The 20,133-nt window shown below is 29.6% G+C and carries 21 protein-coding genes; 14 read left to right on the forward strand and 7 right to left on the reverse strand.

Annotated elements, in window-relative coordinates:
• Nucleotides 1-137 precede the first annotated feature (137 nt).
• From QMG30_RS10475 to QMG30_RS10490, 4 genes are all read right to left on the reverse strand, one after another.
• The gene (locus QMG30_RS10475) at nt 138-335 is read right to left on the reverse strand and encodes a hypothetical protein (protein ID WP_281815157.1); all 198 of its coding nucleotides are present in this window, start codon (nt 333-335) and stop codon (nt 138-140) included.
• Nucleotides 336-507: 172 nt separating this feature from the next.
• Nucleotides 508-939: a hypothetical protein gene (locus tag QMG30_RS10480; RefSeq protein ID WP_281815159.1), complete on the reverse strand. Its 432-nt coding sequence runs from the start codon at nt 937-939 to the stop codon at nt 508-510.
• A gap of 97 nt (nt 940-1,036) precedes the next feature.
• On the reverse strand, nt 1,037-1,474 hold the full coding sequence (locus QMG30_RS10485; protein ID WP_281815161.1) for a hypothetical protein: 438 nt from the start codon (nt 1,472-1,474) through the stop codon (nt 1,037-1,039).
• Nucleotides 1,467-2,801, reverse strand: coding sequence for a hypothetical protein (locus QMG30_RS10490; RefSeq protein WP_281815163.1), 1,335 nt, complete (start codon nt 2,799-2,801; stop codon nt 1,467-1,469). The genes QMG30_RS10485 and QMG30_RS10490 overlap by 8 nt, the downstream gene beginning before the upstream one ends.
• A 322-nt stretch (nt 2,802-3,123) precedes the next feature.
• Here QMG30_RS10490 and QMG30_RS10495 point away from each other — a divergent pair, with 322 nt between their 5' ends.
• The 6 genes from QMG30_RS10495 to QMG30_RS10520 all read left to right on the forward strand — a co-directional run bounded on the left by QMG30_RS10495 (nt 3,124) and on the right by QMG30_RS10520 (nt 9,046).
• Nucleotides 3,124-3,837: an AzlC family ABC transporter permease gene (locus QMG30_RS10495; protein WP_281815164.1), complete on the forward strand. Its 714-nt coding sequence runs from the start codon at nt 3,124-3,126 to the stop codon at nt 3,835-3,837.
• Nucleotides 3,830-4,150, forward strand: a complete 321-nt coding sequence (locus tag QMG30_RS10500) for an AzlD domain-containing protein (RefSeq protein ID WP_281815165.1) — start codon at nt 3,830-3,832, stop codon at nt 4,148-4,150. The genes QMG30_RS10495 and QMG30_RS10500 overlap by 8 nt, the downstream gene beginning before the upstream one ends.
• Nucleotides 4,151-4,319: 169 nt before the next feature.
• Nucleotides 4,320-5,153 (forward strand): TrmB family transcriptional regulator, encoded by an 834-nt coding sequence (locus QMG30_RS10505; protein ID WP_281815167.1) that lies wholly within the window; start codon nt 4,320-4,322, stop codon nt 5,151-5,153.
• Between the two features lie 187 nt (nt 5,154-5,340).
• The gene (locus QMG30_RS10510; protein ID WP_281815168.1) at nt 5,341-6,189 is read left to right on the forward strand and encodes a patatin-like phospholipase family protein; all 849 of its coding nucleotides are present in this window, start codon (nt 5,341-5,343) and stop codon (nt 6,187-6,189) included.
• A gap of 255 nt (nt 6,190-6,444) precedes the next feature.
• The gene (locus QMG30_RS10515; protein ID WP_281815169.1) at nt 6,445-7,134 is read left to right on the forward strand and encodes a response regulator transcription factor; all 690 of its coding nucleotides are present in this window, start codon (nt 6,445-6,447) and stop codon (nt 7,132-7,134) included.
• Nucleotides 7,106-9,046, forward strand: coding sequence for a HAMP domain-containing sensor histidine kinase (locus tag QMG30_RS10520; RefSeq protein ID WP_281815170.1), 1,941 nt, complete (start codon nt 7,106-7,108; stop codon nt 9,044-9,046). Before QMG30_RS10515 ends, QMG30_RS10520 begins: the two co-directional genes overlap by 29 nt.
• Before the next feature lie 420 nt (nt 9,047-9,466).
• Here the strand turns inward: QMG30_RS10520 and QMG30_RS10525 are convergent, their stop codons facing one another.
• Nucleotides 9,467-10,852, reverse strand: coding sequence for a sulfatase family protein (locus QMG30_RS10525; protein ID WP_281815171.1), 1,386 nt, complete (start codon nt 10,850-10,852; stop codon nt 9,467-9,469).
• A gap of 311 nt (nt 10,853-11,163) precedes the next feature.
• On the opposite strand from QMG30_RS10525, the gene QMG30_RS10530 reads away from it, so the two are divergent.
• The 3 genes from QMG30_RS10530 to QMG30_RS10540 all read left to right on the forward strand — a co-directional run bounded on the left by QMG30_RS10530 (nt 11,164) and on the right by QMG30_RS10540 (nt 15,471).
• Nucleotides 11,164-11,862, forward strand: coding sequence for a FadR/GntR family transcriptional regulator (locus tag QMG30_RS10530; protein WP_281815172.1), 699 nt, complete (start codon nt 11,164-11,166; stop codon nt 11,860-11,862).
• Between the two features lie 384 nt (nt 11,863-12,246).
• Entirely contained in the window at nt 12,247-13,971 is a 1,725-nt protein-coding gene (gene ilvD, locus QMG30_RS10535) for a dihydroxy-acid dehydratase (protein ID WP_281815174.1), read from the forward strand.
• 138 nt (nt 13,972-14,109) lie between these two features.
• A complete protein-coding gene (locus QMG30_RS10540; protein ID WP_281815175.1) occupies nt 14,110-15,471 on the forward strand; it encodes a GntP family permease in 1,362 nt (453 codons plus the stop codon).
• A 66-nt stretch (nt 15,472-15,537) separates the two neighbouring features.
• Here the strand turns inward: QMG30_RS10540 and QMG30_RS10545 are convergent, their stop codons facing one another.
• Nucleotides 15,538-16,053, reverse strand: coding sequence for a hypothetical protein (locus tag QMG30_RS10545; protein WP_281815176.1), 516 nt, complete (start codon nt 16,051-16,053; stop codon nt 15,538-15,540).
• A gap of 316 nt (nt 16,054-16,369) precedes the next feature.
• Here QMG30_RS10545 and QMG30_RS10550 point away from each other — a divergent pair, with 316 nt between their 5' ends.
• The 5 genes from QMG30_RS10550 to QMG30_RS10570 all read left to right on the forward strand — a co-directional run bounded on the left by QMG30_RS10550 (nt 16,370) and on the right by QMG30_RS10570 (nt 19,341).
• Entirely contained in the window at nt 16,370-16,810 is a 441-nt protein-coding gene (locus tag QMG30_RS10550; protein ID WP_281815177.1) for a hypothetical protein, read from the forward strand.
• A 30-nt stretch (nt 16,811-16,840) separates the two neighbouring features.
• Nucleotides 16,841-17,242 carry a DUF4279 domain-containing protein gene (locus QMG30_RS10555; protein WP_281815179.1) on the forward strand — a complete coding sequence of 134 codons (402 nt, stop codon included), beginning with the start codon at nt 16,841-16,843 and terminating at the stop codon, nt 17,240-17,242.
• A 37-nt stretch (nt 17,243-17,279) separates the two neighbouring features.
• Entirely contained in the window at nt 17,280-18,263 is a 984-nt protein-coding gene (locus QMG30_RS10560) for a hypothetical protein (protein ID WP_281815180.1), read from the forward strand.
• A 32-nt stretch (nt 18,264-18,295) separates the two neighbouring features.
• Entirely contained in the window at nt 18,296-18,562 is a 267-nt protein-coding gene (locus QMG30_RS10565) for a hypothetical protein (RefSeq protein ID WP_281815182.1), read from the forward strand.
• Between the two features lie 107 nt (nt 18,563-18,669).
• Nucleotides 18,670-19,341: a hypothetical protein gene (locus QMG30_RS10570; RefSeq protein ID WP_281815183.1), complete on the forward strand. Its 672-nt coding sequence runs from the start codon at nt 18,670-18,672 to the stop codon at nt 19,339-19,341.
• A 125-nt stretch (nt 19,342-19,466) separates the two neighbouring features.
• On the opposite strand, the gene QMG30_RS10575 is transcribed toward QMG30_RS10570, so the two are convergent.
• Nucleotides 19,467-19,811, reverse strand: coding sequence for a hypothetical protein (locus tag QMG30_RS10575; protein ID WP_281815184.1), 345 nt, complete (start codon nt 19,809-19,811; stop codon nt 19,467-19,469).
• Nucleotides 19,812-20,133 lie beyond the last annotated feature (322 nt).

A 20,133-nucleotide genomic window follows, 5' to 3' on the forward strand; every position in this document is an offset into this window, starting at 1 on the left:
TATATCATCATTTGTGATATAATTTCAATAAATCCTGACGAACGACATTATTTATGGGATAAAATGCATTTAATTATAACATAAATAGGGTTATGTATTTGATTAGTTAAATTAAAGGTTGGAAAAAAATTAGTATTCTATTTTAATAAAACACTAATATTACTAAAAATCATATATCCTGAAATCGATACTCCTAGTATTCTAATTATCATATACAATTCTTTATTGTTTTCTTTTTTGAATACTCTTAATAAATCTTGAGGTTTTGTAACAGTGTAAATTGCAACAAAACTAAATATTATAATTTGAACTATACAATATATTTTTCCACCCATTTATAAATTCTCCTATTCTATATTTTGTATTTTTTCAACATATTATAATATTTTACCATATATAGTTATATTCAACAATAATAAATCAAGACATGTTCTACAAATGTATGGATGAATTTATTGCATTTAGCTATTGTGTTACCGCAGTGAAATTAAATATTTGGGTAATACATTATTGATCAATTACTATGAAGACTCTGCTGATTCTCATGTTAAATGGTGTGCTCACAAAACAAACTTCATAAGCTATACTATTTTTATTACCATTTTCATTAGTAACTGTATCATATTTGAAATCAAATTCATTCCCTTGAATAGAAGAATCCTTTGTTTCCTGAAAATGGCTATTAAACAGAAATTGAGCTTTATCCCAAGAATCTATGGAATTGAATTCATTTTCTGTGATATGATTTTTCATATCTTCTGATAGATCATTATAATTTATAATTTTATTACTATTAAATATATTTCTTGAAAAGCCATTAATAACTCTATCTCTTGTTTTTTCCCTATTGTTATTAGTTACTACTTTTACTAAGCATAGAAGTGAAATAACAACAATGATGAGTAGTATGATTTTTGAACTATAACTATATTTTTTCAAATATATCCCACCTTACTTGGTTTTAGATAATAAGCAGTAAAATTATTCATGTATAGGTCTATGTATTTTATTATAAATCAATAAATGAATCGTGTAATTAATTGTTATCTATCTTACTTATAGTGTATTCTTTTATTCTATTATACAAATGTATACTAAACCTATATCCACCGCCATACAATATATTGGTTGTATGCTCTTTATTACTTGCTACACAAAAACCTATATCCTCGTTGTCAAACGAAGTGAAACTTAGTAAATATATATTATTTATCACTATATGGAATTCAGGAGCCAAGTCACCTTTTGGTTTGTCAGCTTTCTTCCAATCTCTTATATCACATACTTCTAGTAGATTTTCAATGAAAAGAGGATCATTACTTGTGTATGTGTATTGACCATACTCAATTATTATAGAATCAATCTGTTTAGGTAAATATAATGGTCTAGTTTTATACCATAAGTATGTACTAGTGCATAAAACAAGTATTAAGATTATAATCCCTATTATGAAATGCTTTTTTATTTTATTCATTCACTTCAATCCTTTGAGTTTCAGTAAATTCCATACCATTAGAATCTGGATATGAAAAGACTTTATCAATAACATAATAGAGCTTATTATCAGAATAATCGTAATAGAACTCATTGGTTTCTTCAATGACTTTAGCATCAACGTATTGTTCGTTGATTTTATTACTTAGGTCTATTACGTCGACTTTCTTTAGAAATTGATCTCTTTTTGCTATAATATCCTCTTCATTAATCTTTACTTTATGTTGGGATTCTAATGTGTTGGAAGAATATTGTAATATATTATTATTCACTATAAGGGCTGTTTGGTCAGAGGTTTTTATATCATCTATATAGTAGGTTATTTTGATTAAACCGTTACCTGTTCCATTTTGGTATTCGTTACAAATTAATTTGTATTTTTCTATATCTGAATCAGCAATTATACCTAAAGTATTCAATATGTTTTTTTTATTTAGCTGAACGTTTTCTTGATTTAAATTGAATTTTCCTTTTCTTGATTTAAAATTACTAGTATCATAATTAATAGTATTGAATTGAGTTTTTTTGGATTCAATTATCGTATCATCTAATTCATTTATACCGTCTTCATTTAATTTTTCTGGAGTTATTTTCAAAATAAGATTTTCGTCACCGTAAATGACTATATCAGTTCCCAAATCTGATTCAGGAGAAGCTATTGATGCTAGGTTCACAGCTTCTTTTACAGTGGAGCCGTTATAAAGAGCGTCATGAAAAGATTGTAACCAATTCGGCCCTCCCATATTTCTTGAATGTATCGCTCCAGTGAATCCTATTGCTGTAGTTGCGCCTGCCTCTATAGCTGCTGTACATAAGTTATCAGAAGTGGTTGCTGTTTTACATCCAACAAATGAAATTAATTTTGTTTTACTTAAATCTCTTTCTTCCAATCCAGCAAAAGTATATTCGCTACTTGATGATTTGAAATCTTTACCTTTGTATATACCACATTTATACTTATCATCATCTATAGTATCTCCTAATATGATGCGGTCGTAAGACGCATGCCCATTAATAAAGATAATCGAACTACCTAGTCTATTATCACCAGTTGGATTGTCTCCGCTAATATATGTATAAGTTGGATTGTACGATTTATGTGATACATATCCCATTTTTTCGTATGTAGTGCTGGCGTAATCAACATTCATTGTAAAATCGCCTTCGTAATCTTTATTGGTCCACCACAGATCTTTTCCGAAATCATGTCCTAATGAGTATGCATATTCAGTTTCCGCATATACGTGTAATTGTAAAGCTAAAATACTTAGCATAAAAACTATTATTAACCTAAAATATTTTTTCATTTTCCGATCTCCTCATCTTATTAATTAATTTCAGGTTCTATGAGTAGCTAATGTAATACAAAATTTAATGCTGTACTAACTTTCTTATTGTTTTGTTTGAAAAAAATAATCTGTTATTACATTATAATATTATCAGATATATCTGCATATTGCAAAATGCATTATTGCTTATTTAGATTGCAACCATATATAAAGATGATTAAATACTTAAATAATATATTGACTTTTTTGCTAGTAGCTACTATAATAGTTACCAATATAGTAGTTATTTTAGTAGTTACTATATAATTTTACTAATAAACAATGAAGTCAGGTGGTATAGATGAAAGATGACGGTATAAAAAAATATGGTTTAAGAGAAGGTATTGCAGATGCTTTTCCTATTGTAATAGGATTTGTTCCTATAGCAATGACCTTTGGAATATTGGCTAAGACAGGAGAAATTACTTTAGTGGAAAGTATTTTGTTTTCAGCTCTTGTATTTGCTGGTGCTAGTCAATTCATTGCTCTTAATCTTTTGATTGTTGGAGCAGGTATGGGAGAAATTATTATTACTACATTGCTTGTCAACCTTAGGCATATGTTGATGAGTGCTTCTATTGCAACTAAGTTAACTAAGGAAATTAAAAAATATAGTCCGTTGATTGCTTTTGGTATAACAGATGAAACATTTTCGGTTGCTTCATTCAAGGAGGGAACATTGACCAAAGGTTATATGTTATCACTAGAGTTCATTTCATATCTATCGTGGGTAGGGGGTACTGCTCTAGGTTATATACTGGGTGGAGTCTTACCCGATATTGTTAAAGCAAGTATGGGAATAGCTTTATATGCAATGTTTGTAGCTATTCTGATACCAGAAGTGAAAAAATCTATGAGGGCATTGTTGTTAGCATGTGTGTCAGGTTGTGCTAATGCCATATGTAAATATATATTTAATTTGCCTGATGGATGGAGTATAGTTATAGCGATTGTCATGATATCATTTCTGGGAGTGTTATTATTTGGTGAGAAGGAAGGTAAAGTATATGAATAATATTATATTGCTAATCATTGGAATGATGCTTGTAACTTACATACCTAGGCTATTACCTTTTGTAATGGTTACAGGAAAGAAATTGCCAGATAACATTAATAAATTTTTAGAGTTCGTACCATATACGGCTCTTGGTGCGTTGATTATTCCAGGTGTGTTTTCCGCAACTCCAGAAATGCCACAAGCATCGTTGATAGGTATAGTATTCTGTTTCTTTTTTGCTTGGTATAAGGGTGGAATCATAATACCTGTTCTTGGTTCGGTAATTGTTACATTGATAACTCTTATAATCAATAATAGCTTTGTTTTTTAATAATATTATGAGATAATATAGAGGTATTATTTAGTTGGAATAATAATTGATTCAACTTTTCCACCTTTAATTTATCTAGGCAAATAAAGGTTTATAAGTATGTCTTGCCTGTATAGAATATTGTAGTGGAAAAGCTGAGTAATAATATATAATTTTGAAGGTGGTTTTTATGAACAATAATATATCAGTTATAGAAGATATGAAAAAATTGGGGTTAAGCGAATATGAAGTCAAGGCCTATCTTAGTTTATTAGATGAATATCCTGTGAATGGTTATGTACTAAGTAAGAATTCAGGGGTTCCAAGGTCAAGGATATATGAGGTGCTGGATAATCTTAAAAATAAGCAGATAGTTTTTGAACAAACAGACAATAATACAACTAAGTACTATCCTCTTGAACCTAAGTTGTTAATTGGAAAATTGAAGAACAATTTTGAAAGTATATTCAACAATGTTAATGAATATACAGAAAAAGTTTATTATGAGCATCAAGTAGATAATAAGTTGAGTGTCATCAAAGGAAGAGATGAAATTATTGATTTTGTCAAGATATTGATATCTCAAGCAAATAAAAGAATTGCTGTTTCCATATGGGAGGAAGAGATAAATGATATCAGAGATTCTCTTAATGATGCTATTAGAAGGGGAGTTGTTGTAAAAGGAATTTATTTCGGTAAAAACAATACTTTCAAAGATGTTGTTTCTCATAGAAGAATAGAAAGATATCTATCAGAAAAAAGCGAGAGATATATGAGTGTAATTATTGATGGTGACCAAGTTGTTTCAGGTATTATTTCTAGAGGAAAGGAAAGCCAGGTTACATGGACTAAGGATGCAGGTTTTGTTGATATGAGTGAGGATTATATAGCTCATGACCTTATGGTTAATCTCTATTCTAAAAAATTGGACCCTCACATGAGAGAGGAATTCGAAGAGTATTCAGATAAAGTGAGGAAAGATTATTATGGATTCAGTGAAGAGGAATTCAAAAACTTTAAATAAGTGGGATTGATACTAGGATTATAGATTGGTGAAGAATAATTAATTTATATATTATTAATGTAGATAAAATAATCTATAAAATGTTTTAGTTTGTTTTTGCAAAAAATCATTAACTACTTTATAATATTTATTAAGTTACCAAGAAAACAAAATAACATTTAATATAAAATAAGGCGGTGCATTATTGATGTATAAAGCAACATTAGTACTAGAAGGGGGCGCCACTAGAGGTGTATATACAGCAGGTGTTCTAGATTATTTCATGGAGCAGAAACTTGAGATATCTGATGTAATAGGTGTGTCAGCGGGTGCATGTAATGCTGTGGATTATGTTACTAAACAAATCGGAAGATCAAAAAAATGTTTGATTGCGACTGAAAAGAAAAATAGATTCTATGGTTTTGATAAATTAGTAAAAAAGGGTAATTTCTTAGATATGGACTTGATGTTTGATGATTTTGCCAATAGGATATTTCCTTTTAATTATGATGATTTCATTACTTCTTCCATGAATTGTGAGATTGTAGTAACTAATTGCAAAGAGGGTAGACCAGATTATCTGAAAGCCAAGAAGACAGAAGATATAATGCCAATATGTAGAGCATCCAGCAGTGTCCCTGTGTTAGCTCCTATGGTATGGATAGGTGACGTTCCATATCTGGATGGAGGAATAACTGATTCTGTACCAATTAGAAGAGCTGTGGAATTAGGGAATGAGAAAATTGTAGTTATTCTTACTAGAAATCAAGGATATCGTAAAAAAGCTCCATCAAAGGCAGCGCTCAGATTGTGCAAACATAAATATCCTGAATATCCTAACTTGATAAAAGCGATAGAAAACAGATATAAAATGTATAATGAAACAATGGATTATATAAATCAATTGGAAAAAGAGGGTAAGATATATGTAATGCGTCCTACACTCCCAGCAGTTTCAAGATTCGAAAAAAGTCCAGAAAAGCTTACAGAATTTTATCAACATGGTTATGATGATGGTAAAAAAGAATATTCATCATTGTTGAAATACATAAGTTAGATAATTGTGATTGACCGCTTAAATATTATTTGATTGCCTTTAAGTGGTTGATTTTTTATTGCAAAAAATAGTTAAGTATATGTTTGAAGAGGAATATAAATGGTAGGTTAACTTCAGTTTCATATATAAAAAATAAGAAATTCTTAAGAATTTGATAAGTAAATCTTAAAACATTTCTGTTATCATACTAAGTGAAATAAAGAAAAGGAGTGATATGATGAAAGATGAAGAAGTAATAAATATAGGTGATACACGGTGAATATTTTAGTCTGTGATGATGATAAAGAAATAGTAGAAGCCATAGATATCTATTTGCAAAATGAAGGTTACAGTATTTTTAAAGCTTATAATGGAATAGAAGCGTTAGATGTAATGAAAGAAAGAGATATACACTTGATAATAATTGATATAATGATGCCTAAGATGGATGGTCTAAGAGCTACAATGAAGATTAGAGAAAAGGAAAATATACCAGTGATAATGTTATCCGCTAAGACTGAGGATACTGATAAGATAATGGGACTTCAGATAGGAGCAGATGATTATATTACCAAACCATTCAATCCTCTAGAACTTATTGCAAGAGTTAATTCACAGCTAAGAAGATATACTGCTCTTGGAGGAATGGAGATAAATAATAATCTCATGAGAACTGGAGGACTGGTTATAGATGATGATTCTAAAAAAGTGACGGTAGACGGAAAAGAAGTTAAATTGACACCTATACAGTATAAGATATTGGCACTGTTGCTTAAAAATGTTGGAAAAGTATTCTCGATTCAGCAGATATATGAACAAGTCTGGGGAGAAACAGCTTATAATCCTAAAAATACAGTAGCTGTACATATAAGAAAAATAAGAGAACAAATTGAAATTAATGCTAGAGAACCAAAATACTTGAAGGTGGTGTGGGGGATTGGGTATAAAGTTGAAGAAATTAGATAAGCTACTAATAATAAAGATTCTTGTTTTTATCATAGCTGTTATATGTTTCGCTAGTTCTATTACTTTGGTTATTGACTTAAAAAAATCCTTCCATGGAGAAAAAATTTATATTAGTACATTACATGAAAATAATTATTATGAAAGTAAGATGCTTGGAGATGATATAACTAATAGTATAGGGTTAATGGATAAATATCTACCGGATAAAGGTAGTGCTATGGTTGGAAATGCAGGAAAGTTAGGCTATATGATAGAAAAACTTCATAAAGGTCTTAAGTATCATTATTTGAATTTAGATATGAATTATATACCTGATACAGGAGTATCTACTAGAGACGGGTTTAAAACTTTTCCTGCATATATTTTATGTGATGAGGAATTAGGAACGATAGAAGTATTTCCAAAGGAATTAGAAAATAATTCATATTATACTGATATTATTAAATACAATGCAAAACAATCACCAGGACGGAAACAATTATATTTAGCGTTTACAGATGAATTTTTGAATCCTAGAATTGAGATATGGAAAGAACAGAAAAATATTCTTACTATGAATGCATATATTATTTTATCTGCTTTAGTAATTCTTTTAATTGCTTTTGTTTTTCTTGTAATATTTAGTGGTAGAAAATCAAGTAAAAATAAGGATATTCATATGTGTGCTTTTAACAAGATATATAATGATATTAATCTGCTTTTATGTATTGGAATAGTACGAATATGGTATGAGTTTACTTGGTATATATATCATAGCGAATACTACTGTTGGGAGCTACTATTTGCTGAAACATTTGTATTTGGCATAATAGGATTATCATTATTATTGTCAATAGTAAAGCATATAAAAAATAAAACTTTCATTAAACATACATTAATATATACCATTATAAATAAATTAAGGATTTTAGTAAAAGAGATAAAGAATCAAGGTGTTATAGGGAAAAAGACTACATATATTATTGTTGGTTATTCCATAGTTTTATTATCAACGTTTTTTATTTTTCCAGTAACCATATGTATTGCACTATGGTTAGTTCTTAAAAAGACAAGGGATTACAATGATATTAAGAAGGTGGTCAATAAGATTGAAAATGGAAATTATAATTGTAGGATAGAAATAGCATCTGGTGGTGAACTAAGAGAGCTTGCAGAAAGTATTAATTGCATTAATGATGGATTGAAAAAAGCAATTGACAATAAACTTAAAAGTGAGCGTTTAAAAACAGATCTTATTTCTAATGTTTCTCATGATATAAGAACCCCCTTAACATCTATTATTACATACGTGGATCTCTTGAAACAGGAAAAAGATTCGGATAAAAGTAAAAAATATATAGGTATCATTGATAATAAATCCCAGAGACTAAAAAAACTTACTGACGATTTATTCGAATTATCAAAAGCATCTAGTGGCAATATTAAAGTTAATTATGATAAAATTGATGTTGTATCTTTAATTACACAGGCTTTAGGTGAATTACATGAAAAAATAGAAGATATGGGCTATGATTTTAGAGTTAACTATCCCAAAAATAATTTATATGTTAAAGCAGATGGGTTGTTGCTTTGGAGAGTTGTTGAAAATCTTTTGAACAATATCATCAAATATGCAAGTAAAGGTTCAAGAGTCTATATAGATATGTATAATAAGGAGAATATCATTAATATAGTATTCAAAAATATTTCTGCAAACGAGTTGAATATACCTATAGATGAGCTTTTAGAAAGATTCACAAGGGGAGATAATTCTCGAAGCAGCGAAGGAAGCGGATTGGGTCTGGCTATAGCCAAAAGTTTAACAGAATTGCAGAGGGGTGAATTTTTAATAGATATAGATGGAGATCTATTCAAGGCTACTATACAGATACCGGAATTCATAGACGAATCAAAACCGAATGTAAAATTATAGCTATATTACAAAATTTTTAATTTGCATTTTTCAAAAAAATCATATATAATTATTATCATAAGTTTCAAAAACCAGCCTTATACTAGTCTTATTATCCAATAAGGGGTCGCTCCCAAAGAAATTTTCTAGTGGGTTAAGCGAATAGTAATATAGTATCTTCTAAGTGGCTATCTGCATGACGGAAATCGTAGCAGACCTAAGAGATAAAATTAACTATTCGTTATGGTTATTTAAGTGATTTATTTAAGTACGTAAATATATATAACTAAAAATATTAAAGCACTATTAATACGTTGACAATTAATAGTGCTTGTTTTTTTTGTTCTATTATAATTTCAAAATAAAAAATACTCAACTAAACTGAAAAAATGAAAATAATTTACAAATCAATAGTGAAGATTTCATATGTATCTATCGATATTAATATTTATCCCAAAAAGTTCTACCAAGTTGACGGTTGCAATCATCCCAATCATCTCTATATCTAATTAATTCCTTACGTAGAATCTGAACAATATCATCATACTCTTTGTTGTCGATTAGATTATTCATTTCACAAGGGTCGTTGATTAGGTCAAATAGTTGGGAAGTCTTTGTATCATCATAAACATATTCAATCAATTTATATTGATTATCTTTGACACTTCTTATTGTATCTGTATAAGCGAAATATAGGGTATCCCTAGTTTTGTAGTTGCTGTCTTGAATGGATTTGACTAAACTCTTACCTTCAACAGTATCAGGTACATCTATGTCAGATAATTCACATAGAGTAGGGAAGATGTCCAATAGATAAGCATATGAATCGTTTATCTTGTCTTCAGGTATACCAGGACCAGAAAATATCAATGGTACTCTGATACTGTGCTCATAACAATTCTGTTTGCCCATTAATCCATGTTGACCTAGTGCTAGACCATTATCTCCTGTAAATACAATGATAGTATTCTCATATTGACCTGTTTCTTTTAATGTCTCTATTACTCTTCCTAATTCATAGTCAATATGGCTTATCATTCCATAGTATTCTGCTATATGTCTTTTGATTTCTTTTTCTGTACGTGGATAAGGAGTTAGAATCTCATCTCTTAGATTCCTTATTCCATAGTCTATAGGGTGTTGAGGTAAGAAATTATCTGGCAAGGATATTTTTTCAGGGTCATACATGTTGAGAAATCTTTCAGGCATTGTCCTTGGGTCGTGTGGTGCCATGAAAGCAACGTATAAGAAAAACGGGTCAGCAGAATCATAGTTGTGTAAGAAGTCAATAGAAGTATCACAGAAAATTTCAGTAGAGTGTTTGCCTACTTCATAATGATCGGCAACATAGGTGGTGACAGTATTGGATTTCATGAAGTTATCTGTTTTCTTCAATCTGCTTTCATACTTACCAGTTGGGTCAAAATGATTAAGAGGTACGTTCCAATGGTCGTCCATTCCTCCAAAGAAAATATTATCACCACAAGTAAAGCTTCTAGCATATGATTCTATACCATTATGCCATTTCCCTGTTCCGAATGTCTGGTATCCACAGTTTATGAGATGCTCTCCTAATGTGATATGATTTTTAGGGATAGTCTGACCTTCGTTTTCTATATGAAAAAGAGTTCTTCCAGTATTAAGCATAGCTCGGCTTGGCATGCATACTGCTCCATGAGATCCACAAGGTATATGAGCTCTTGTGAAAGTTACTCCACTATGTACTAATTCATCAATATTAGGGGTATGTATTTCCTTGTTCCCCAATGAACGAATTGTGTCAAATCTCTGGTCGTCTGTAAAGAATAACAAAATATTTGGTTTCATAATAACTTCTCCTTTTTTGTTAAAATGTATAGTTGAATATTAGTATATTTCTATATAGACTATTATACCAACTGTAGTATATAAAATAAATATCAAAACAGGTATTTTTCATGTGAAAAATGGACATGTATTAATAAAAGGTATTGAGAAGTAAATATGCTTGTTGATGTAAATATTGTGTGAAAGATTTTTTATATGCTATAATATATAGCGAAAAGTGTTTTGTATGTAAACCTAAAATAGATAATATGAGACTAATTATAAACTGATAATTTTTAAGAGTTAAAATTAGGACAAGAGAGGAAATTGCAATGAAAGAAAGAGCAAGCGATATTGTTTTTAAAACGATTAGGGAAAATATAATAAGTGGTAAATGGGTTTCAGGTACTAGGATTATGTCAGAGACACAGCTTGCTGCGAAACTAAATGTTAGTAGGATATCTGTTAGAGAAGCAATTGAAAAATTAGCAGCACTTAATATATTATACAAAAAACAAGGTGGAGGAACATATGTTAATGAGTTGCAGCCATCTATATATTTTAATTCTCTTATACCCATGCTTACACTAGATAGAGATAACTACGCAGAAATATTGGAATTCAGACTTATCTTTGAAACCCAGAGCACTGAATTATGTGTTGAAAGATGTAATGATGAAGAAATTGTGCAAATGGAAGAATGTTATAATAGAATGGTTGAATTTAAAGAAGATGGAGAAAGATTCACTGATGAAGATTTGGAATTCCATATGTTGATAATAAATGGAGCTAATAATTCTTTACTAAAAAAAGTTAGTGAAGTCTTAATGGAAATTCTTAGATACCACCAGAAGAAGTTGTACAAGGAATTAGGTCCAGGTGGAGGAATAAAAGAACATAGACTTATCTTAGAAGCTATTAAAAATAGAGATAAAGAACTGGCAACTATATATATGAGAAGACATATCGAAAGAACTATCAAAGATATACAGGATATAGAATATAATTCTGGTATTGATGAAAAGAGCTAAACGATATTTTTGTATTTAATCAGTTGTTGTATCATAAGCAGTCTATAATTAATGATTATAGGCTGTTTTGTTGTTAAATAGGAAAGTGATATATTCTATTTTCTTTGAAATCTTTTCTAATGGTAATCTCTGAGTTTTGCTCTGATATTTAATGAGAGTACATTTTAATAATACAATACCTGTAAAAGTTGTAATACAAATACAAATATGCTGTTAGTAAAATTGTAATACAACTTAACCTAAAATTTGTCAAAATTTATGATTGACAGGCAAAAGTTTATGTTTTATAATAAATTCATAAGACAAGTTGTGCAAAATGCACATCGCAAAAATCATTTTATTAATTAACAACATAATAATTGTAATACAACTGGAGGGACAGAAATGTTAAAGAGTCAAGAATTAAGATCACTAGCACCAGAACTAGATTCCCTAAGAATTGGTTCAGGATGGAAAGTTGACGAATTAGGGAAACCACAAATTTTTGTTGAAAGTAGTTATGGTCATAGTCACCCAGGAAGTGCGCATTTAGATAAATTGGTTGAAGGCGTATGTAAAGGTGTTGAAGAAGAAGGCGGACGTCCAGCAAAATATTTCGTTACAGATATGTGTGATGGAGAAGCACAAGGTCATGATGGTATGAATTATTCTCTAGCATCTAGAGAAATGATTGCTAATATGATAGAAATTCAGCATGAAGCAACTCCATTTGATGCAAGTGTATTTATCGCAAGTTGTGATAAATCAGTTCCAGCACATTTGATGGCTATTGCTAGACTAGATTCACCAGCAGTCCTTTTACCAGGAGGAGTCATGAAAGCTGGTCCTGATACACTAACTTTAGAACAAATAGGTACTTACAGCGCCATGTACCAGAGAAAAGAAATAACAGAAGAAAAATATACATATTATAAGCATAATGCTTGTCCAAGTTGTGGAGCATGTTCATTCATGGGAACAGCTTGTACAATGCAGGTAATGACAGAAGCTTTAGGAATAGCATTACCAGGTACAGCGTTAATGCCAGCTGTAGGAGAAGAAATAATAGAAGCATCAGTGAGAGCTGGAAAGCATTCATTAGAGCTAGCAAAACGTGGTATAAAACCTTCTCAGATATTGACAAAAAAAGCTTTTGAAAATGCTATAATAGTTCATGCAGCTATAGCAGGTTCTACTAATACTTTACTTCATCTTCCAGCAATAGCACATGAAGTCGGTATAGAGATCGCTCCTGAGTTATTCGACGAAATACATAGAAAAGTACCTTATATAACTAATATAAGACCAAGTGGATTTTATCCTGGAGAATATTTCTGGTATGCTGGTGGAGTACCAGGTGTAATGGAACAAATAAAAGAATTCTTACATTTAGATGTTCTAACAGTAACTGGTAAAACATTAGGAGAAAATCTAGAAGATTTAAAGAAAAACGGATATTATGACCGTTGCCACAAATATCTAAAAGAATTAAATATCAAGCCAGAAGAAATAATAAAAGATAGAAATCATGTAATTCAAGAACAAGGTGCAATCGCAATATTAAAAGGTAATCTAGCCCCTATGGGAGCAGTAGTAAAACATTCTGCGATTTCTAAGAAATTAATGCAGGTAGTCCTAAAAGCAAGACCTTTTGATTGTGAAGAAGATGCTATAAAAGCAGTATTGACAAAAGAGATAAAACCAGGACAAGCTGTTTTTATAAGATATGAAGGTCCAAAAGGTTCAGGAATGCCAGAGATGTTCTATACAACTGAGGCCATAGCTTCAGATAAAGAATTATCAGAGTCCATTGCATTAATAACTGACGGTAGATATTCAGGAGCTACTAGAGGACCAGCTATAGGTCATGTTTCACCTGAAGCTACAGAAGGCGGACCAATAGCATTAGTTGAAAAAGATGACTTGATTAAGATAGATATTCCTAATAGAGAATTAAGTATAATAGGTGTCGATGGTGAAGAGAAGACAGAAGCAGAAATGACTGAAATCCTCAAGAAAAGAAAAGAAAAATGGATTAAACCAGAACCTAGATATACTAAAGGAGCATTAGGAGCATATACAGCTCTTGCAGTATCACCTATGAAGGGCGGATATATGGAATTTAAATAAGTTACACCTTTACATTTTTAATGTATTAATCTCTTCACTACATTAATATGGAGAGATTAATACAAATATAATTGATTTAGCTATATTATTATTAAACAAAAAAATTAGTTGAAATATTAATTACAGGAGGACATAAGTATGTCGGATACAACTACATTGATTATAATTTCTTTGGTAGCAGTAGCAATATTATTGGTTTTAGTGCTTAAGTTCAAGATTCAAGCTTTTATATCACTTCTTATTACTAGTATGTTCGTAGGAATCGCAACTGGTATGCCATTAAGTGATGTAATTTCAAGTATTGAAAAGGGTATGGGCGGAACTCTTGGATTTGTTGCAACCGTTGTTGGTCTTGGAGCAATATTTGGTCAAATACTTGAATCATCAGGTGGAGCGGAAGCCTTAGCTCAAACTATGATCGGAAAATTTGGTAAAGATAAAGCTAACTGGGCATTAGTGATAGCTGGTTTCTTTGTAGCTATTCCAGTATTCTTTGATGTAGGATTCATTATTCTAGTACCAATAGTTTATGCGTTAGCAAAAGATACTAAAAAATCAGTTCTATTCTATGGTATACCTCTATTAGCAGGTCTAGCGGTTACTCATACATTCATACCACCAACACCAGGTCCTGTAGCTGTAGCTGAGATTGTTGGTGCAGATCTAGGATGGGTTATATTTTTCGGTTTTATTGTTGGTATACCAACAGCAATATTGGCTGGACCAGTATTCGGTAAGTACATAGCAGGAAAAATTAATATAGCACCACCAGATTTTGCTAATACAGAAAAACCTGATAAAGAAAAAAATAGACAATTACCATCATTTGGGCTTATAGTAAGCATAATCGGAGTTCCACTTGCATTAATCCTATTAAATACTCTTACAGATACATTAGTTAAAAAAGGAGTAATTGAACAAGGGTTCGTAGCAGATTTATTGAAATTCTTAGGACATCCATTCGTAGCGTTGACTATAGCAACTCTTTTAGCATTATATCTATTAGGAACCAAGAGAGGATTTTCTAAAAAAGAATTATTAGATTTGAGTACTAAAGCTTTAGCACCAGCTGGATTAATTATATTAGTAACAGGTGCTGGTGGAGTATTTAAACAAATGCTTATTGATAGTGGAGTAGGTAAAATGTTAGCAGAATCAATAGGTAGCTCTAGTTTACCACCAATCGTTTTAGCATTCGTATTAGCAGCTGTCGTAAGGGTAACACAAGGATCAGCAACAGTTTCTATGATAACAGCAGCAGGTATAATGGCACCAGTTCTTACAGAATTAAGTTTGGGTGCTCCAGACAGAGCATTAATAGTTCTATCTATCGCATCTGGTGCAACAATCTTATCACATGTCAATGATAGTGGATTCTGGTTGGTAGGTAAGTATTTTGGAATGAATGAAGCACAGACATTGAAATCATGGACTATGATGGAAAGTATTATAGCTGTCAGTGGATTTGTTTTATCATTAGTTTTAAGTTTCTTTGTATAAAATAATATAGTATTAAATGATAATAGATGATATGGTATAAGGTTAATACTGTATCATCTATTTATTTCAATTCAGATAATATGTTTGTAATATCAACTCGTTAGTTACTACTAAAATTTTATGTTTTTTCTTTAAAGTTTTTGATATTGTTCCAGCAGATGAATAAGATAATATTATTCTTTTATCATGTAGATCAAGATAATCAATATAATAGATTTCAAAATCATTTTCAATGCTATAGACGATTTGCTTGATTTTACTGCATGAATGTAATAGTGCCTTAATATTTTCTGTATCATTTACATCTTCATCTATGTACATCTTACGGTCACCATCTTCAATATTTAGTTCAAGATTATCTTTGTTTATTATTTCTGTTAACACTCCAAATATTTTTGATTCATCATTTTCATACTTTAATCCGTAGTGGTCATATTTTTCATATTCTTCCAAAGTTATTGAAGTTGTATATTGACCTTTTGGCTTTTTGTTAGTTAATATAATTATTAATAAGATTGTGATTATAAGTGCCATACATATTATTACTACTTTATATTTGTTGTTTATGATGAAATCATGCATATATTATACTCCTCCTTATAAATTTAATATATTATTACATTATATAACTATAGTATATAAAAATAAATATTAGATAAGAAAATGTAAGCAAAAAGTTATATTGTTTTTTAGTAATCAATTATAATATATTAATAAGAACAATCAAATGAACATACTTAGTGCTATTTTTATTTAATAGTGTGAGATGATGAAATTTATTATTATTGTAATAATTATAAGAAGAATATCTGTAATAATTAAAACTAAATTTGACAGATTAAGTAATTTTATGTGAAAATATCTATATGACTTATTAATTATTAAGGGAGTAAAAAATATGGGTGATAAAAAAGAATTTATAGACGAAAGTTTCATGGAGTATTTTTCTGCTGTATATCCTTCTACAGAACAAGGTGTTAATTCTAGTGTTTCTATATGGAGCCATATAAAAAAACATAATCAAAGTTTCATTTTTTGTTCGATTAATAAAAATGAATGTATGTACATGATTGAATTATTGGCAAAACTTGATAAATCAATATATCTTGATTATGATGGTGATGTACTATATGAAATAGAAGATATATGGTTTTGTGGGGTAATGCCTCCTGATAAAGAATTAGAAGTAAAATGGAAATGTAAATTTATACATGCTTTTGATAATTTTTATCATTTGGACGTAATATCTAAATATATAATTATTGAATGGGCGATAATGTATAGGGAATATGATAAAGTTCAAAAAGAAGCATTTGAAAAATATATAGAAGAGTTGTAAAAACAAATAATCATATTATTGGAGGATTATATGAGTACAACAGTAAATGCAGAATTTATTATAGATGGTGCTGATTTCAAACCCAATATAATTACAAATAAGCTAAACATACAACCAACTGAACAATATGAAAAAGGTGATAAAGTACATAATAGGAATATAACTAGAAACTCAACATGTTGGACATATAGTCTAGGGGAAGAAGAATCAATAGATATAAATGAACAGATAAGTAAATTAATATATATATTAAATGATAGAAATTCTATCTTAAAATGGCTTAATAATAAATATAATATAGATTATTTAATTTTAGTGACTATAAAAGTTGAAGATGATATTAGACCAGTAATGTCAATAAAGGCTCCTGTCATAAAGTTTTTATATGATGTAGGTGCAGAGCTAGATATAGATATGTACGATTATAGTTGATTAATTATTATTTATAAAATAGGGGGAGTGTAAAATATTGAATTACAAAAAATTATCTTTTTGGGTTATAGTAGTGGGAGTTAGTATTATTATTGTATTACTAGTGTATTTTGTTAATGCTAGTAATGAAGTTGATTCTATCAAATGGGTAAAATCTCTTACTGAAACAGATGTCAAAAGTATTGAATTGATAGTGCAACCTTCAAATGAAAATGAAAGATATAGAAAATATCAACCTGAAGAATTTTCAGAAATAGTAAAATTCATTAATCAATGTAAGGGCAAGTTAATCAGTAATTATGAATATATGGATGGAGGTATTCAAACCTTTTATATTACTACTAAAGATGGTTTTTGCCACGAAGTAACTAATAGCGGTAATTGTTATTTGATGATTGATAATGATGTATTTGATGCAAGTTATGATTGGTTGAAATTATGGGATTTTACTGGAAATGAAAAAGTACCAGAAGAATTTTTGAATAGACCTATAGAGGCTAAGTGGTCCTTAGATCAAAGTATAGGTGTTGACATGTGTTTTCTTGATTATGCATCAGATGATTTTGTTATTTTTCATGGGTATTTTGGTTTGTTTGTATATGATTTGAATAAGCGAAAATTATTAAGAAGTATAGATTTAGAGTCAATTGATTGTAATTATACTCAAGGGGATAATTACTGTGACGTTACTGTCAGTGAGGATGGTAATATGGTATATTTGCATCCTATGAGTAGTGAGAATATGTATGTTTATACAGTTAACAGTAACATATTACGTGAGACTAAATACGAGTCAATGGATAATGCCTTTGATAAATTCGTGGATATTGAAAAAATTATGGATATAAAAGAGTGTTGCTATAGCTACAATGCAGTAGAATTTGGTAATGATGATTATGGATTCCTTTACACTTCTTATTGGAAATTGGGTACATTGTCGGCTGATTGGGAACTGGGTACATTGGAATATCATCGTGGAAATAAGGTATATAATCTTTTTGTAAAAGATGGTAAAAAATAATAATCATATGTATTTATTAGTGAGGTTAATTTATGTTTTCAATAAAAGTCATTTCGGTATATGATATGAGACATTTTAATACTGTAGTAATTAGCGGTGAAGTTAAAGGTAGTTTGAAAAATGGAGATATACTGATAGATAAAGAGAATCCGAATCATGAGTACATAACTAAAGGGTTAGTTATAGTTGATGGAGGTAAAAATACATATTGTAGTAATGTATTAAACATTCAATTAGTTTCAGGTAATTATTTACCAGAGAATTTAATAGGAAAGTCTTTGATAAATAGAGACAGTTAGTTTATTTATATAAAAAACTGAACCACAAGTTTTGACATTTTTCTGTCCTTTTATAATATATAATAAATTATGAAAATAAGAATTAAATAAGAGGAGGATATATTAAAATGAAAAAAATATGTATGCTTTGTTTAGTTACAATATTAATTTTAGCAAACTCTTGTATAGCTTGGGCAGATATAGGTCTAATTGGTATCTCCACTGACAATATCAATTTAGGAGAAGACTTTGTCAATAAGGAGTTCAGTAGAAAAATTACCTTTCATAATAATGGTAGTGCTTATAGGAAAGTAACTATTGAAGTGGATTATAATGATTTAGATCTAAAGGTTGATTCAACTAATTTCACACTCCGTAGCAACGAGACAAAAGAAATAACACTAACTGGTCATTTTCCAGAATATAACGGGAGTTTTAGTGCTACTTTAACTGTTAAAGATGATTTGAACTACACCAACGATCAAGTAATCTTTATTACAGGGTATGCTAAGCCAAAGGATTCAGGAGGAACTATGTTGCCCGCTCCGAAAAATATTAAAGTAATGATTTCAGTTCCTCCCACTGTGGGTTTCATAAGTTGGGATGCTGTACCAAAAGCCGAAGGTTATAAAGTTTGTCTACCTAAACCTGCTGACAAATGTATCACAACCAATGAAACAAATGTGTCCTTTCAACCATACCTACAATGGTATTTAGATGGTAAATTTACATTTACAGTTGTAGCAAAAGACAAGAATGGGAAATATGGTCATAAAGCAACCTATACTTATACTTATTGAATAGAGAAGTAGTAAGTTGCTTCAGAATAACACCTAAATGGGGGTGTTATTTTTTTAAAGTCGACTATTTGTTGTTATGTAGTAATAATATAAAAAACTTCGATTATTAATAATAGCTAGTTGATTTATATAGTTTTAATAGATTTATCAATCAAATCAACAAGGTGTAAATCTTCCTTTCCTAAATTGGTATAAATTTGTTTATATTCTTTTGTGTAACCTAATTCTTTTAATGAGTATATAGCTAAATGACCTAGTTTACAAGGTCCAAGAATCTTAAATTTCCTATCCATGAAATTACTATATTCTATGAGCTTTCTACATATGAAATCACTTTTTATATTATGCTGAATAAGTTTTAATATTACTTGTTGTAACACTATTACATTAGGAGTTTCTAGATTCTTGACTAATTCTTCACTAGAAAGTTCATCATTCATAATTCTTTTTGCCAATTTCAGATAGCTCATTTTAATTCACCTCTACAAATATTTAATTCATAATTATTGTAAATATAAAAGCTGGAAAATATATTAAGTTATTTGTGAGTATATGTGTTCGATTAATAATCATTTTTTCAATTTATAAATTATACACCTATATTTTTATTCTGCAAAGCTATTTAATGGAATATATAAAAGGAAAAGTTGAGTAATAAAAATTCTGCAAAGTTGTATAATGAAATGTCCGAATAAACAAAATAAAAAAGAAATGATTCATTTGAAGATTTCTGTTATAGTGTAATCACCACAAAAACAACTATAGGAGAAAATCATTCAAATGAATCAAATT

Source organism: Vallitalea longa (assembly GCF_027923465.1).
GTDB classification, from domain to species: Bacteria; Bacillota; Clostridia; order Lachnospirales; family Vallitaleaceae; genus Vallitalea; species Vallitalea longa.

What these genes read in the sequence shown, in the direction of transcription:
- QMG30_RS10475 (WP_281815157.1), bottom strand. Translation starts at nt 335, where the DNA reads ATGGGTGGAAAAATATATTGTATAGTTCAAATTATAATATTTAGTTTT.
- QMG30_RS10485 (WP_281815161.1), bottom strand. Translation starts at nt 1,474, where the DNA reads ATGAATAAAATAAAAAAGCATTTCATAATAGGGATTATAATCTTAATA.
- QMG30_RS10490 (WP_281815163.1), bottom strand. Translation starts at nt 2,801, where the DNA reads ATGAAAAAATATTTTAGGTTAATAATAGTTTTTATGCTAAGTATTTTA.
- QMG30_RS10495 (WP_281815164.1), top strand. Translation starts at nt 3,124, where the DNA reads ATGAAAGATGACGGTATAAAAAAATATGGTTTAAGAGAAGGTATTGCA.
- QMG30_RS10500 (WP_281815165.1), top strand. Translation starts at nt 3,830, where the DNA reads ATGAATAATATTATATTGCTAATCATTGGAATGATGCTTGTAACTTAC.
- QMG30_RS10505 (WP_281815167.1), top strand. Translation starts at nt 4,320, where the DNA reads ATGAACAATAATATATCAGTTATAGAAGATATGAAAAAATTGGGGTTA.
- QMG30_RS10510 (WP_281815168.1), top strand. Translation starts at nt 5,341, where the DNA reads ATGTATAAAGCAACATTAGTACTAGAAGGGGGCGCCACTAGAGGTGTA.
- QMG30_RS10525 (WP_281815171.1), bottom strand. Translation starts at nt 10,852, where the DNA reads ATGAAACCAAATATTTTGTTATTCTTTACAGACGACCAGAGATTTGAC.
- QMG30_RS10530 (WP_281815172.1), top strand. Translation starts at nt 11,164, where the DNA reads ATGAAAGAAAGAGCAAGCGATATTGTTTTTAAAACGATTAGGGAAAAT.
- ilvD (WP_281815174.1), top strand. Translation starts at nt 12,247, where the DNA reads ATGTTAAAGAGTCAAGAATTAAGATCACTAGCACCAGAACTAGATTCC.
- QMG30_RS10540 (WP_281815175.1), top strand. Translation starts at nt 14,110, where the DNA reads ATGTCGGATACAACTACATTGATTATAATTTCTTTGGTAGCAGTAGCA.
- QMG30_RS10545 (WP_281815176.1), bottom strand. Translation starts at nt 16,053, where the DNA reads ATGCATGATTTCATCATAAACAACAAATATAAAGTAGTAATAATATGT.
- QMG30_RS10550 (WP_281815177.1), top strand. Translation starts at nt 16,370, where the DNA reads ATGGGTGATAAAAAAGAATTTATAGACGAAAGTTTCATGGAGTATTTT.
- QMG30_RS10555 (WP_281815179.1), top strand. Translation starts at nt 16,841, where the DNA reads ATGAGTACAACAGTAAATGCAGAATTTATTATAGATGGTGCTGATTTC.
- QMG30_RS10565 (WP_281815182.1), top strand. Translation starts at nt 18,296, where the DNA reads ATGTTTTCAATAAAAGTCATTTCGGTATATGATATGAGACATTTTAAT.
- QMG30_RS10570 (WP_281815183.1), top strand. Translation starts at nt 18,670, where the DNA reads ATGAAAAAAATATGTATGCTTTGTTTAGTTACAATATTAATTTTAGCA.
- QMG30_RS10575 (WP_281815184.1), bottom strand. Translation starts at nt 19,811, where the DNA reads ATGAGCTATCTGAAATTGGCAAAAAGAATTATGAATGATGAACTTTCT.